The sequence below is a fragment of the Mycobacterium shinjukuense genome (assembly GCF_010730055.1).
GTDB lineage: Bacteria > Actinomycetota > Actinomycetes > Mycobacteriales > Mycobacteriaceae > Mycobacterium > Mycobacterium shinjukuense.
Window position 1 is genome coordinate 2,840,621 of sequence record NZ_AP022575.1, and the last position, 16,211, is coordinate 2,856,831.

Consider the following 16,211-nt stretch of genomic DNA (forward strand, 5'->3'; position numbering starts at 1 on the left):
CCGGTTACGGCCCGGTACCGGTGTAGAGCAGGCCGGACAATTTCTGGCCCACGTTGAAAAGCCCCGAGTTGAACGCCGCCGTGATGAGGCCGAGCGTGCCCGTGTTGTACACACCCGAGATGCCGGCGCCGCGATTGAGGATGCCGGAGAGCTGGGTGCCGAAGTTGGCCAAGCCCGAGGCCGACCCGAACAGCGGATTCGGGATCGCGTTGAGCACGCCCGACAGGCCGGTGCCGGAGTTTGTGATGCCCGAAAGCCCACCACCGCCGGTGTTGAAGAAGCCCGACGACGGGAGCGTGGTCGCATTCCCGAACCCCGGGACCGCCGGGATGACGAAACCGGCGTTGATGGGGCCGAGGACGGCGTTGACGTCGAGAACCACCGGGATTCGGTCGATGGTGATCTCCGGGGGGAAGTTGAAGGCAGGGGTGGCGCCGGACAACGCGAGGCCCAGCGGGATTTGGGGAACCGTGATTTCCGGGCTGACGAACGGCCCGATGGTGACGGACAGGGGCAGCTCGATGTGGATGGGATCGACGGGAATGTGGAATCCCGGGATGGTGAATTCCGGTATCAGGGTGGTCAAGCCAAGCGAACTCAACGGCACGGTGAACGCCAACGTCTGGCTGGGCGTCGTCTGGATAGGACCGATCGTAAACTTGAAGACCGTCAGAAGCTCGAGCGGGAATGGATCGATGATGGAGCCTGAGCTGAAACTCGGGCCGATCGTGATGCTGCTTGCGGGGTCAAGCCCCAGGGCGGGAATCGTGATGTCCTGGACGGTGATGGGGCCGAGGTCGAAGACCGGGTTGATGCCAACCGTGATCGGGGAAATGGACACCGACGGGATGGTGAAGCCGCCGATTTGGCCGGTTGCCGTGAGGTCCAGCGGAATGGCGGGAATGTGGATCGACGGAATGGTGATGGGTCCGGCGCCGCCGGACGCGTGGATGTTCGCGACGGTGAATTCGGGAATGATGGTGGCGGTGTAGGCGAAGCCGACCAGGCCCTGGTAGTTGCCCCGCCACAATAGGCCGTTGCTGTCGTTGCCCGACAGGAATGCGCCGGTGCCCACGGTGCCGGTGTTGGCCACCCCGGTGTTGGTGTGACCGGTGTTGAGCCAGCCGGTGTTGATGCTGCCCGGGTTGAAACCGCCGGTGTTGGCGTCACCGGTGTTGAAGCTGCCGGTGTTGTAACCACCCGCGTTGGCCAGACCCGTGTTGAAACCACCGGCGTTGAACCACCCCGTGCTGGCCATGCCCGAATTGCCGATACCGGTGTTGTAGCTGCCCGAATTGAACAAGCCCCAGTTCCCGGTGCCGGAGTTGAAGAACCCGACATTGCCGGTACCCGAGTTGAACAACCCGATATTGCCGCTGCCGGTGTTGAAACCACCGATCCCGGTCAGGTTGTCACCGCTGAGCCCGATACCGATGTTGCCGGTGCCGGTGTTGCCGAACCCGATGTTGCCCACACCCATATTCGCAAAGCCGAGGTTGCCGCTGCCGGCATTGCCCAACCCGATGTTGCCGATACCCAGTAGGCCGGGCGCCGCACCCGAGTTGGCGAACCCAACATTGCCGGCACCGACGTTGCCGAACCCGACGTTGTTGCCGCCGATGTTGCCGCTGCCCAGGTTGACGTCGCCGATGTTGCCGCTGCCCAGGTTGAAGTCCCCGATGTTGCCGAACCCGACATTGCCCGTCCCCAGATCGGCCAACCCGATGTTGACGATAAGGCCGCGGTTCAGCGCCGTGCCGGCCGACGACAACCCCGCCAACTGATGACCCACATTGCCCAAACCCGACACCAACGCCGAGGTCCCCACATCCAGCGTGCTGGTGTTCACCAGGCCCGACACACCCGACCCGAAGTTGAGCACACCCGATCCCAGCGCGCCGGCATTGAAGAAGCCCGACGCCGTCCCCAGCAACCCCGACGGGACCTGGTTGAACCAGCCCGACAGGTTCGCGCCGACGTTCCCGAACCCCGACACCCCGCCGGCGCCGGTGTTGAAGAAACCCGACGACGGGGCCGTGGTCGTGTTCCCGAACCCCGGCACCGCCGGAATGTCGATGAGCACGATGCGGATCGGGCCCAGGGTGCTGTGGGCCTCGAGGGCGAAGGGGATTCCGGGGATGGTGATTGCCGGGATGGTGAAGGCGCCGGTGCCGCCGGACAGGTTGATGCTCAACGGGTTCATCGCGGGGATCGTGAGGCCGCCCGGGAAGATATCGATGGGCTCGGTGTGGGCGGTAACGCTGGCCAGCAGCGGGATTTCGTCGATGGTGACTACCGGGGTGCTGTAGGGCAGGTTGGCCAGGAAAGCCGATATGGTCCCTTGCGACGAGCTGCCACCGATGACTACCGGACCGATTGTCAGGGGCACCAAACCGCCGACTTGAAATTCTCCCGTTATCGGACCGATTCTCAGCGGCCCGCCGGGTTGTGAGCCGGTTAGGTAATTCAGTGTGACGGGCACCTTGGGAATGGCAAGGGACGGGACGGTTATCGGGCCGAGACCGACGCTGACCGTGGTGGCGTCCAGGTCGATTCGGGGAATGGGGATGGTCGGAAGGGTGAAGCTGGCGATGGCGACGTCGGCGCTGAATTCCGCGCGGATTGCGGGGAGGTCGATGGCGGGGATGACGACGGAGCCCAGTCCGCCGGTGAAGGTGAGGTCCAGGAAACGGGTTTGCGGAAGCACGGCAGGGATGTAGGAGATGCCGACCAGGCCCTGGTAGTTGCCCCGCCACAATAGGCCGTTGCTGTCGTTGCCCGACAGGAATGCGCCGGTGCCCACGGTGCCGGGGTTGGCCACCCCGGTGTTGGTGTGACCGGTGTTGAGCCAGCCGGTGTTGATGCTGCCCGGGTTGAAACCGCCGGTATTGGCCTCACCGGTGTTGAAGCTGCCGGTGTTGTAATCCCCGGCGTTGGCCAGACCCGTATTGAAATTGCCGGCATTGAAAAGCCCAGTACTACCCGTTCCGCTATTGCCGATACCGGTGTTGTAGCTGCCCGAATTGAACACCCCGAAGTTGCCGGTGCCGGAGTTGAAGAACCCGACATTGCCGGTACCCGAGTTGAACAACCCGACATTGCCGCTGCCGGTGTTGAAACCGCCGATCCCGGTCAGGTTGTCACCGCTGAGCCCGATACCGATGTTGCCGGTGCCGGTGTTGCCGAACCCGATATTGCCCACACCCATATTCGCAAAGCCGAGGTTGCCGCTGCCGGCATTGCCCAACCCGATGTTGCCGATACCCAGTAGGCCGGGCGCCGCACCCGAGTTGGCGAACCCAACATTGCCGGCACCGACGTTGCCGAACCCGACGTTGTTGCCGCCGATGTTGCCGCTGCCCAGGTTGACGTCGCCGATGTTGCCGCTGCCCAGGTTGAAGTCCCCGATGTTGCCGAACCCGACATTGCCCGTCCCCACATCGGCCAACCCGATGTTGACGATAAGGCCGCGGTTCAGCGCCGTGCCGGCCGACGACAACCCTGCCAACTGATGACCCACATTGCCCAAACCCGACACCAACGCCGAGGTCCCCACATCCAGCGTGCTGGTGTTCACCAGGCCCGACACACCCGACCCGAAGTTGAGCACACCCGATCCCAGCGCGCCGGCATTGAAGAAACCCGACGCCAGCCCCGGCAACGACTGCGTCGCCTGGTTCCAGCCACCCGACACGTTCGCGCCGACGTTCCCGAACCCCGACACCCCACCGGCGCCGGTGTTGAAGAAACCCGACGACGGGGCCGTGGTCGTGTTCCCGAACCCCGGCACCGCCGGATTGTGGAGGGGACTGAGGCTGATGGGGCCCAGGGTGAGGTCGACGTTGAGCTCGAGGGGAATGGGATCGATCGTGTAGCCGTTCGGGAAGATGGTGAAGTCCGGGATGCCAAAGAACGCGTCGACATGCACCGGGATTTTCGGGAAAGTCAGGCCATCCGGGAACAGGGTGAAACCCGGGATGCCGCCGTCCACGTCGATACGCAGGGGCAGGGATGGAATGGTCAGTCCCGGAATGGCGATGGGCGGGATGCTGAGGTCGAGCACCGAGAAGGATGGGCCAGCGGAGCCCAGTTGAATGGTGACCGGGTCGAGGGTGCCCGAGAAAGTGAGGTCGGGGGTGCCGTTCGCGAAGTTGGCGATGGAGAGATCCACATTTCCAGTTGCCGGAATGACGAAGGGCGGTGGCGCGGGGCCGCCGGGGGCGGTGGCGGCCTGGTTGATATGCGTGGCGGGGATGTTCATGGGCGGGAAGATGACCAGCGGGCCCAGGTCGAAGGTTTCGTGGTAGTCCAGGGGGATTCCCTGGACGGGGATGGGATTCACGGTGTATGGGCCGAACTCGAAGGTTTGGTCAATGTCCAGCAGCGGGGGTATGTGAACGGGGATCGGATCGATAACGATGGGGCCCAGGTTCACGGTTTCGCGGAGGTACACGAGGTAGGTAAAGGGAATCAGGTCGCCGGCGGGGTAGGTGAAGTCCAGCAGGCCCTGGTAGTCGCCCGTCCACAAGAAGCCGTTGCTGTAATTGCCCGAGATGAATGCGCCGGTGTTGACGTTGCCGGGGTTGGCCACCCCGGTGTTGGTGTGACCGGTGTTGAACCAGCCGGTGTTGATGTTGCCCGGGTTGTAACCGCCGGTATTGGCGTCACCCGCGTTGAAGCTGCCGGTGTTGTAGTGACCGGTGTTGGCCAGGCCGGTGTTGAAATTGCCGGCGTTGAAAAGCCCAGTACTGCCCGTTCCGCTATTACCGATACCGGTGTTGTAGCTGCCCGAATTGAACAGGCCCCAGTTCCCGGTGCCGGAGTTGAAGAACCCGACATTGCCGGTACCCGAGTTGAACAACCCGACATTGCCGCTGCCGGTATTGAAACCGCCGATTCCGGTCAGGTTGTCACCGGTGAGCCCGATGCCGATGTTCCCGGTGCCGGTGTTGCCGAACCCGATGTTGCCCACACCCATGTTCGCCCAGCCGAGGTTGGCGCTGCCGGCATTGCCGAACCCGATGTTGCCGATACCCAGTAGGCCGGGCGCCTCACCCGAGTTGGCGAACCCGACGTTGCCCGACCCGATGTTGCCCAGCCCGACGTTGTTGCTGCCGATGTTGCCGCTGCCCAGGTTGACGTCGCCGATGTTGCCGCTGCCCAGGTTGAAGTCGCCGATGTTGCCCCCCGAGAACGGCACCCCGACAACACCACCGACAACACTCCCGGCAACACCACCGATAACACTCCCGACAACACTCCCGGGAACACCCCCGATAGCGCCGACAACACCACCGACAACGCCACCGACAACACCGCCGACAACACTGCCGGCGGTGCCCAACCCGATGTTGAAGTTGCCGATGTTGCCGCTGCCGATGTTGAAGTCGCCAACATTGCCGAACCCGATATTGCCGCCACCGACGTTGCTCAACCCCAGATTGGGGCCAACGATCCCAACGGCCGAGCTGAAGCCCGATATCAGGGGGGCGGTGATGCTCCCGTCGAACAGGCTCAAGACACCCAAACCCAGGCCCGGGACAGCCACACCGCTGAAGGGATCCGGCGCTGGGGTGGTGGTGGTCGAGCCCCCAGAGCCCGGAATGGTGATGATCGGGATGTTGATGGGGCCCACCGGGGTGATGACGTCCACGTTCAAAGGGATCGCGGGCAGCACGGTGGCCGGGATGGAGACGGCGTCCTCGAGTCCGACGGACACGTCGATGGGCAGGATTTCGTGGAGAACCATTGACTTTACGGTGGAGGCCGGCGAGCCGAAAGACAGATTGAGCGGTATGGAGTCGCTGTAGGTGCCCGGGAAGGTGAGTTGCAGCGGGTCCATGTTGAATTCGATCCTGGGTATCCCAATTACGATGGGATCCAGCTTGACGCCGCTTTTGAAGTCAAATAGGAACAGGGTCTGACCGATCGACATGTACAGCTTGAAGGGCTGGGTTTGTATATTCGCGATTCGGATTAGGCTGACGTCGAGGAATCCCGTGGTGTCCAGGCCGGAAAGAATAGTCGTGGCCGGGGCGTTGAAACCCAGGTTGACGTTTCCGTCGAGGCCGAAGTCGATTGCGGGGATGGGGATGTCCGGGACGGTGAAGGGGCCGAGTTCGAGGTTTCCCGTGACGGTCAGGAGGGGATTTAGCGCATCCAACACGGTGGTGGTCGGGATGCTGATGGGGCCGATGCCGCCGTTGAGGGTGAAGTGCAGCGGGACCAGCCCACTGGTGAGGCCAAAGCCACCGGGGACCGCCGGAATGGGGCCGTTCGCCGGGGCTGGGGGGATGTAGTCCCACCGGAACGGGAAGGGCCCGATAGAAAGGGTGGTGTGCAGGTTCACCGGGATGGTGTCAACCGTGAAGCCCTGCGGGAAGACGGTGAATCCACCGGTGCCGGCGGCGAAGTCGGTGAGGCTGACCACCGGGTTTTCCGGGAACGCCAGGCCACCCGGGAACACCGTGATGCTGTCGAGGCCACCGGACAGGTTGATTGTCACCGGGGTTTGGTCAGGAACGCTGATGCCGTTCGGGAACAGGGTCAAGGGCGATGTGGACACCTCGGCAAACACGACGATCGGGAAAAGAGGCCCCACGGTGTCGGTGCTGATGGTGGGTCCATTGATCTTGAGATCGGTGACGCTGAGGTAGAACGATCCGGTGGGGAATTTATTGCCGGGCGGGCCTAACGGCGGGCCGTAATGATCGATCGTGATGAACGGGCTTGGCAAGGTGAGCGGGGCGATGGAGATCGTTGCGTTGGCGAACATCCCGGAAAGAAGAACGGTGGGAGACACGTGGAACCCGTCGAGGCCGACGGTTCCAGTCACGTGCACCGGGATCGCGGGAATGGTGATCTGCGGGAGGGTGAATTCGCGGAGCCCGACGAATCCGCCGGTGATTTGCACGTCGAATGCGGGGATGGGAATGGGCTGGACGTGGATGGGGCCTATCCCGCCGACCACCTGCAGTTCGATGGGGAGTTCGGAAATGGTGAAAAGCGGGCCGGGGACGAAGGGGGCCGGGCCGTTGGTGTGGTCGCCGGTTAAGAAGACACCGGTGTTGCCCATCCCCGAGTTGCCGATACCGGTGTTGTGACTCCCCGAATTGAACAAGCCAGAGTTCCCGGTGCCGGAGTTGAAGAACCCGACATTGCCGGTACCCGAATTGAACAGCCCCACATTGCCGCTGCCCGAATTGAAACCACCGATCCCGGTCAGGTTGTCACCGGTCAGCCCGATACCGATGTTCCCGTTGCCGGTGTTGCCGAACCCGAGGTTGCCCACGCCCATATTCGCCAGGCCGAGGTTGTCGCTGCCGGCGTTGCCGAGCCCGATATTGCCGATACCCATCAGGCCGGGCGCCAAACCCGAGTTCCCGAACCCGATGTTGCCAAACCCGATATTGCCCAAGCCGACGTTGTTGCTGCCGATGTTGCCGCCACCCAGCGGGCCGCCCGACAACATCCCCGACACCTGAGTGCCGACATTGCCAATACCCGACACCAACGTGCCGGCGTTGAAGTAGCCCGACACCGTTCCCGGCAACGGCTGCATGGTCTGGGGGGACTGGTTGAACCAACCCGACGTGTGCGCGCCGACGTTCCCGAATCCCGACACCCCACCGCCGCCGGTGTTGAAGAAACCCGACGACGGGGCGGTGGTCGAATTCCCGAACCCCGGCGACGCCGGAACGTTGATGCCCGCGATGCCGACGGGGCCGACGCTGCCGGTGGCGTGCAGGTTCAACGGAATGTTGTCAATGGTGATTGCCGGGGTGCTCAGGGCGTCGATATGGCCGACCACGTTGATCGTCAGCGGAAGTGGTTGCTCGGGAATCGAAAATCCCGGAATGGTGAAGGCGTCGGTGCCGGCCGTCACGCCAAGAGACAGCGACAGCGGTGTGTCGGGAATGCTGACGCCATTCGGGAAAAGGGTGAGCGCGGGGGTGGTATAAGAGATGGTGATTGGGATGGAAAAGCCGGTATTGATATGTATTGGCCCGATCAAGGTGATGGGATTGGGGGTAGGGCTGAGCGCGACCTGTTGGATTTGGGGAATTGTTATCGACGAGACCGGCCAGGTGAACGTTACGGTGAAGTCGGGGACTTGTTGAGCCGGAAAAAGCGTGATGGGATTGATTTTGAGCGGGCCGATCGAGAGATTTGGTATGGTCGCGCCCAGCGAGATTGCCGGGACGTTGATGGGCGGGACGACCAAGGGGCCAAGGTAAAGTGTTTCGTTGATGTTGATCGGGATTTCGGGGATAATGTGGATGGGCTCGATGGTGATGGCGCCGACACCACCGTTTATGTCCATTCTGAGCGGAATTTTGGGCAGTATGTTCAACCCGGTGGAGAGTCCGAGCAGTCCCTGGTAGTCGCCGCGCAACAAGACGCCGTTGCTGTAGTTGCCCGAGAGGAAAAAGCCGGTGTCGACGTTGCCCGAGTTCGCCACCCCGGTGTTGATGTCACCGGTGTTGAGCCAGCCGGTGTTGATGCTGCCCGGGTTGAAACCGCCCGTGTTGAAGCTGCCCGTGTTGAAGCTGCCCGTGTTGTAATTGCCGGTGTTGGCCAAGCCCGTGTTGAAACCCCCCGCGTTCCACAAGCCCCACCCGGAAGTCCCCGAATTGCCAATACCGGTGTTGTGGCTCCCCGAATTGAACAAGCCCACGTTCCCGGTGCCGGAGTTGAAGAACCCGACATTGCCGGTACCCGAATTGAACAACCCGACATTGCCGCTGCCGCTGTTGAAACCACCGATCCCGGTCAGGTTGTCACCGGTCAGCCCGATGCCGATGTTCCCGGTGCCGGTGTTGCCGAACCCGATGTTGCCCACGCCCATATTCGCCCAGCCGAGGTTGGCGCTGCCGGCGTTGCCGAACCCGATGTTGGCCAGGCCCATCAGGCCCGGCGCCACACCCGAGTTCGCCAACCCGAGGTTGCCCAACCCCACGTTGCCCAACCCGACGTTGTTGCTGCCGACGTTGCCGCCACCCAGGTTGAAGCTGCCGATATTGCCCGGCCCCAAGTTGAAGCTGCCGATGTTGCCGGCCCCCAGGTTGAAGCTACCGACGTTGGCCAAACCCAGATTGATGGTGAGCGCCTTCGGGTCGGCGGCGGCCGCCGGACTCCCCAACGGCGGGGCAAAGGGTGCTAACGCCGCCGCGGCCGCCGATGCGCCGGCGTGATACCCCAGCATCGCGGCCACGTCCTGGGCCCACATCAGCTCGTAGTCGAACTCCGCGGCCGCGATCGCCGGCGTGTTCTGGCCGAACAGATTCGACAACGCCAGCGACACCAGCTTCGATCGATTAGCCGCAACGACAAACGGGTCCACCGTCGCGGCCAACGCCGCCTCGTAAACACTTACTACCGCCCGGGCCTGCCCGGCCGCCGCCTCGGCGGCGGCCGCCGTCGCACCCAACCAGCCCGCATACGGGGCGGCCGCGGCCGCCATCGCGGCCGCCGACGGTCCCTGCCACACCCCCCCGGCCAGCCCCGAGGTCACCGACCCGAACGACGCCGCCGCCGAGCCCAGCTCGGCGGCCAGCTCATCCCAGGCCGCCGCCGCCGCGAGCAGGGGCCCCGACCCCGCCCCGGTGGAGATCAGCAGCGAGTTGATTTCTGGCGGCAGCACCGCAAAGTTCATGCCGCCATCCCTTCTCTGTGCGTTCTCAACATCGCCGTCGTCTGGTGATCAGGGTGTTGCGCCGAGGCCGCCGACGCCGCCGGGGGCGGGGCCGCCGGGCGTTGCGTCATCGTTGTTGTTGGGGCCCGATGTGCCTCCGCCGGCGCCGCCGGCGATGGCTCCGCTGGCGCCGCCGTTTCCGCCGGCGCCGCTGACGCCGCTATCGCCGCCGAGACCGGTCGCGCTGCCGGTTCCGCCGCCGCCGCCGCTGTCGCCGCCGTTGCCGCCATCACCACCGGTGCCGCCGGCGGCGGCGTTGCCGCCGCCACCGCCGGTGCCGCCGTTGCCGCCGTTGCCGCCGGTGGAGCCGCCCCCGAAGCCGCCGGTGCCGCCGAAGCCGCCGAACCCGCCATCGCCGCCGAGGACGATGCCGGCACCGCCCTGGCCGCCGTTGCCGCCGCTGCCGCCGCCGCCGGACACGGTGCCGACGGTGGTGGCGCCGTTGGAGCCGCCGGAGCCGCCGTCACCGCCCCGACCGCCGGCACCGCCCACATAGCCGCTGCCGCCGGCACCGCCCGCACCGCCCCCGGCGCCGTCGCCGCCTTTGGCATTGATGCCGCCGCCGACGCCGGAGCCGCCGTTGCCGCCGGCGCCGCCCTTGCCGCCCATGTCGCCGACGTTATTGCCGCCGTTGCCGCCGGCGCCGCCGGCGCCGCCGGCCCCGCCGGAGCCGCCGACGTTGCCAACGAGTCCCGAGGTCCCGCCGTTGCCCCCGGCGCCGCCGTGGCCGCCATTGCCGCCGTCGCCGCCGGAGCCGTTGGGGTTGCTGCCGCCGGCGCCGCCGTTGCCGCCAGAGCCGCCGGGGGCGCCGGTGACGAAGGAGGCGCCGGGTCCGCTGGTGTTGCCGAAGCTGCCGTTGCCGCCATTACCGCCGGCGCCGCCCTTGCCGCCCACGCCGGTGGCGTTGCCGCCGGCGCCGCCGTGGCCGCCGGAGCCGCCGGCGCCGCCGCGGCTGCCGCTACCCGCGTTGGTGGCGGGCCCGCCGTGGGAGCCGTCGCCCCCGGCGCCACCGGCGCCACCTTGCACGACTCCCTGGCCGCCGGCGCCGCCGTTGCCGCCGTTACCGCCGTTACCGCCGCCGATGCCGCTGCCGGTGCCCCCGCCGCCGCCGAAGGCGCCAGCGCCGCCGGCACCGCCGTTACCGCCAAAGAAGCCATTGCCGCCGGCACCGCCATTGCCGCCGTTAGCGCCGTTGCCGCCGTGCGCGTTGCCGTTGGTGGCGCCGCCGGTGCCGCCGGCACCGCCCTTGCCGCCATCGCCGCCGACGGTGCCAAAGCCGCCGCCGCCATCGCCACCCTTGCCGCCGTTGCCGCCAGCGCCGCCGTTGCCGGCGTCGCCGCCGACACCGCTGCCGCCGCCGCCGCCGTTGTTGCCGCCCGCTGCTGCCGCTGCCGCCGGTGTTGTTGCCATTGCCGCCGGCCCTGCTGGCCTGCTGCCACCACCCTGGCTGGTCAGAGCGTTGCCGCTGGCGCGGTTCCCGTTGCCGCCGCTGCCGCTGGCGCCGCCGAAGTGTTGTCGCCGCCGTTGCCGCCGGCGCCGCCGGCGCTGCCGTTGTGGCCGGCGTTGGTGCTGCCGTTGCTGCCGCCGTGGCCGCCGGCCCCGCCGGCGCCGCCCGCGCTGAGAAAGCTGTTGCCGTTGCCGCCGTTGCCGCCGTTGCCGCCGGCGCCGGCGTCGCCGCCGTTGCCGCCGTTGCCGGCGCCGCCGTTGGCGCCCTGGCCGCCGTTGCCGCCCTTGCCGCCGGAGCCCGCGGAGCCGTGGCCGCCGTTGCCGCCGTTGCCGCCGCTGCCGCCGTGGCCGGCGGTGATACCGAGGGCGGTGGAGCCGTTGCCGCCGGCGGCGCCGCCGTCGGCGCCGTTGGCGCCGGCGCCGCCGGTGGTGCCGTTGCCGCCGTTGCCGCCGCTGCCGCCGTTGCCGCCGCTGCCGCCCCGGCCGCCGGTGCTGGAGGTGCCGCCGCCGTTGCCGGCGGCGCCGGCCGCACCACCGGGCAGGCCCGCGACGCCGGTGCTGTTGCCGGAGTTGCCGCCGTTGCCGCCGTTGCCGCCGTCGCCGCCGCCCGAACCGCCGCCGTGGCCGCCGAAGCCGGCGTTGCCACCGGCGCCACCCTGGCCGCCGGCGCCCGCGGAGCCGTGGCCGCCGTTGCCGCCGTTGCCGCCGTTGCCGCCGTGGCCGGCGGTGACGTTGACGACGTCCGAGCCGCTGGCGGCGCCGCTGCTGCCGTTGCCGCCGGCGCCGCCGGCGCCGCCCGTCGTGCCGTTGCCGCCGTCGCCGCCGTGGCCGCCGTTGGCGCCGTCGCCACCGATGGCGTGGATGTTGGCCGTGCCGGCGAAGCCCGCGTCGCCGCCCCTACCGCCGGCCCCGCCGGCGCCATTGGTGCCATCGCCGCCATCGCCGCCGTCACCGCCGGCGCCGCCGTTGCCGGTGGTCGTGGAGTTGCTGGTGCCGCCGTTGCCGCCGGCGCCACCGGCACCGCCGGCGCCGCCGACACCGCCTATTTCGTCGGTGCCGCCGTTGCCGCCGGCACCACCGGCACCGCCGTTGCCGCCGTTGCCGTTGATGCCGGGGGCACCGCCGTAGCCGCCGTCGCCGCCGGCGCCACCAAACCCCTTGGTGGCGTTGCCGCCGGCGCCGGCGTTGCCGCCGTTGCCGCCGGCGCCGGTGAAGTTGCCCTGGCCGCCGAAGCCGCCGTTACCGCCCTGGCCGCCGCCGAAGGCGCCGTCACCGCCGCGGCCGCCCGCGCCGCCGTGGCCGCCGGAGTTCCCTTCGCCGCCGATGCCGCCCTGGCCGCCGAAGCCACCAACGCCGCTGGCGCTGCTCCCGCCGTTGCCGCCGTTACCGCCGTTGCCGCCGGGGCCGCTGACACTATCTCCTTTGCCGCCCGGGCCGCCGGCGCCGCCCGGGCCACCGAACCCGGTGCCGGCGTCGCCGCCGGCGCCGCCATTGCCGCCGAGGCCGCCGGCGTGCGCGAATGCGGCGATGGAGCCGCTGCCGCCGGCGCCGCCGAAGCCGCCGAGGCCGCCGTTGATCAGGCCGGTACCACCGGCGCCGCCATTACCCCCCTTGCCGCCCGTGCCCTCGAAGCCGGCCTGGTTCAGCGCTCCGCCGCCGTTGCCGCCGTTGCCGGCGTTGCCGCCGTTGCGGCCGAAGCCGCCGTTGCCGCCGTTGCCGCCGGCCGCGCCGTCTTTGGCGACCCCACCGGCGGCTGGTATGGCGGATCCGCCGTTGCCGCCGTTACCGCCGTTGCCGCCGTTGTGGGTGATGCCGTCGGCGCCGTCCAAACCCGTCAGGGAGCCGGTGCCGGCCTTGCCGCCGGTCCCGCCGACGCCGGCGTTGCCGCCGTTACCGCCGTTACCGCCGGTGCCAGGGAAGTCCGCTTTGCCGCCGCCCGGCAAGATGGTGCCGCTGTTGACGCCGTTTTCGCCGTTGCCGCCGTCACCGGCTTTGCCGCCGTTGCCGCCGTTGCCGCCGTTGCCGCCGGTGCCTGTGGTGCCGTCGGCGTACCCCTTCGCCTGCGCCTTGCCGCCCGTGCCGCCGTCACCGCCGGCGCCGCCCTTGCCGCCGTTACCGCCGTTGCCGCCGTTACCGCCGTTCTCGCCGTTGGCATTGGGGCCGGCGCCGTCGGCGCCCCTTTCGCCGTCGCCGCCGTTGCCGCCCTTGCCGCCGTTGCCACCGTTGCCGCCGTTGCCGCCGTTGCCGGCCACGGCTCCGCCGTTGCCACCGGCCCCGCCTTTACCGCCATCCCCGCCGTCGGTGCCCGACGTGCCGGAATCACCGCTGAAGGGGCCCGGCGTACCGTTGGTGCCGGCTGCGCCGTTGCCGCCGTTGCCGCCGTTGCCGCCGTTGCCGACCGACCCGCCATGGCCGCCGTTGCCGCCGGCCCCGCCCTTGCCGCCGGCGACGGTGGGGCTGGCGCCGTTACCGCCGTCGCCACCGTCACCGCCGCTGGTGGGCGCGGTGCCGTCGGCGCCGGTCGCACCCTTCATCGCCGGAATGGCGCCCTTGCCGCCGGCCCCACCCTTGCCGCCGACGCCCACGTCACCGCCGTTGCCGCCGTTGCCGCCGGCACCCTGGTTGATGGCCAACGTCGCGTCACCGGCGGCGCCGCCGCCGCCATTACCGGCGGCACCGCCGTCGCCGGCGGCGCCGCCGTCGCCGGCCTTAGCGAACGTGGCGAAGGCGTTGCCGCCGTTGCCGCCGTTGCCGCCGTTGCCGCCGTTGCCGCCGTTGCCGCCGTGCTGGCCCTTGGCAAATGCGGAGAAGTCTTGCCCGTCGGTGCCGGCGGCGCCGTTGCCGCCCTTGCCGCCGGCGCCGCCCGTGCCGGCCAGCGACCCGCCGTTGCCGCCGTGGCCGCCGTGGCCGCCGTTGCCGCCGTTGGCGCCGAAGCCGGCGCCAGCCGCACCAGCACCGCCGTCACCACCCGCACCGCCGTTGCCGAGCGACCCGCCGTTGCCGCCGTTGCCGCCATTACCGCCGGTGGCTCCCGCGGTGGTGGGGGTGGCGCCGTCGCCGCCGTTGCCGCCGTTGCCGCCGCTGGTGGGAGCGGCGCCGTCCGCCCCGGCCGAACCGTTCAGAGCCGGGTTGGCGCCGAGACCGCCGGGCCCACCCTTGCCGCCGGCGCCCACTTCACCCCCGTTGCCGCCGTCGCCGCCGGCACCCTGGTTGATGGCCAAAGTCACATCACCAGCGGCGCCGTCGCCGCCATTGCCGGCGGCGCCGCCGCCACCGCCCTTGCCGCCGTCACCGGCCTTGCCGGCGGTACCGGCGACCGCGGTGCCGCCGGCGCCACCGGCGCCGCCATCACCGCCCTTGCCCCCGTTACCGCCCATACCGCCATCGGAACCGGGCGAACCGAAGGTGGCGGCGTCGAACCCGTTGCCGCCGGCGCCGCCGGCACCGCCGACACCGCCCTTGCCGCCGGCGCCGCCATTGCCGTGCAGTGCGCCGCCAGTACCGCCATTACCGCCCGGGCCCCCGGCGGTGCCGGTACCGCCGTTACCGCCCGTCGGTTGTAGGAACGTACCCGTAGCCCCGCCGGGGCCCGTATGACCGGCACCGCCGGCACCGCCATTACCGCCGTTGCCGACGGATCCGCCATTACCGCCATTGCCCCCGGCCCCACCGCCACTCAGGAACGAGTCGCTGCTGGCGCCCGCGCCGCCGTCACCGCCGTTACCGCCGCTGGTGGGGGTGGCGCCGGTAGCACCGTGCGCGCCCGCCAGGATGCCGGCGGCCCCACCGGCCCCGCCCGCGCCGGGGTTGCCGCCGTGACCGCCGTTGCCGCCGGCACCGTTGTTGAAGATGAAAGTCGGATCGCCGGCGCCGCCGACGCCGCCATCGCCACCGACACCGCCGGCCCCGCCGGCCCCACCGTTGCCGACCAGTAACCCGCCGCGCCCGCCGACACCGCCGTTGCCGCCGTCGCCGCCGTTGCCACCGTTAGCGCCGTTCAGGCCGGCCGCACCCGGCGAACCCGCCCCACCGGCCCCACCGGGCCCGCCGTTGCCGAACAGCACCCCCGCGTCGCCGCCGTGGCCACCCGTTCCGCCGGTGCCGCCGACCCCGCCGGCGCCGCCGTTGCCGTACACCCACCCGCCGTTGCCGCCGACACCACCATGAGCGCCGGCGCCGCCGACCCCACCAACCCCGCCGGCCCCGAACAGCCACGCATGGCCGCCGGCGCCGCCGCTGGCACCGATGCCACCGGACCCGCCGGCGCCGCCGTTGCCGATCAACCACCCACCGGCGCCGCCCGGGCCGCCACTGGCGCCGGCGCCGCCGGCGCCGCCGGCGCCGCCGTTGCCGAACAGCCCGGCCGCACCGCCCGGCCCGCCGATTTGACCGGGCGCCCCCGAACCGCCGGCGCCGCCATTGCCCCACAGCAGCCCCCCGGCCCCACCGGCCTGCCCGGTCCCCGGCGCCCCATTAACGCCATCACCGATCAACGGGCGACCCAACAATAGCTGTGTGGGTGCATTGATCAGGTCCAGCACACCCTGCTCGACCAACTGGAACGGCGACGCATTCGCCGCCTCGGCGGCGGCATACATCCCCGCGCCGGCATTCAATGTGCGCACAAACTCGTCGTGGAACGACGCCACCTGAGCGCTCAACGCCTGATATTCCTGCGCGTGCGTCGCGAACAACGCCGCAATCGCAGCCGATACCTCATCACCGGCGGCCGCCAGCACTCGCGTCGTCGGACCCGCCGCTGCCGCGTTCGCGGCGGCGATGGTGGACCCGATCCCGGTCAGGTCCGATGCCGCCGCCGCCACCATGTCCGGCGCCACCACCAGCGACATGACTATTCCTCCAACACCGCTGCCGCGAACACCACTCGGTCACCCGCCACAAAATCCGAGGTGCAGACATCACGCCTGCACGCCACCCAACTACCAACTCCGAGGTCACCGACCCGTATGGGGCCGCCCCCAGCTCGGCAGCCAACCCGTTCCACGCCGGCGCCGCCGGCACCGCCCCGAGCCCGCACCGTCATACATCGGGACGGAATTGATCTCGGGGG

General features: G+C 69.4%; 2 protein-coding genes and 1 pseudogene. All 3 read right to left on the reverse strand.

What is annotated here, in order from left to right; all coding sequences use genetic code 11:
- Positions 1 to 4: 4 nt before the first annotated feature.
- A complete protein-coding gene (locus G6N20_RS12855; protein ID WP_163663005.1) occupies positions 5 to 9,655 on the reverse strand; it encodes a PPE family protein in 9,651 nt (3,216 codons plus the stop codon).
- A gap of 48 nt (positions 9,656 to 9,703) precedes the next feature.
- Complete coding sequence (locus G6N20_RS21795; protein WP_456320132.1) at positions 9,704 to 11,149, reverse strand: hypothetical protein; 1,446 nt, start codon at positions 11,147 to 11,149, stop codon at positions 9,704 to 9,706.
- A 75-nt stretch (positions 11,150 to 11,224) separates the two neighbouring features.
- Positions 11,225 to 15,996, reverse strand: a pseudogene (locus G6N20_RS12860) (PE family protein); the annotation flags it as partial.
- Positions 15,997 to 16,211 lie beyond the last annotated feature (215 nt).

What these genes read in the sequence shown, in the direction of transcription:
- G6N20_RS12855 (WP_163663005.1), bottom strand. Translation starts at nt 9,655, where the DNA reads ATGAACTTTGCGGTGCTGCCGCCAGAAATCAACTCGCTGCTGATCTCC.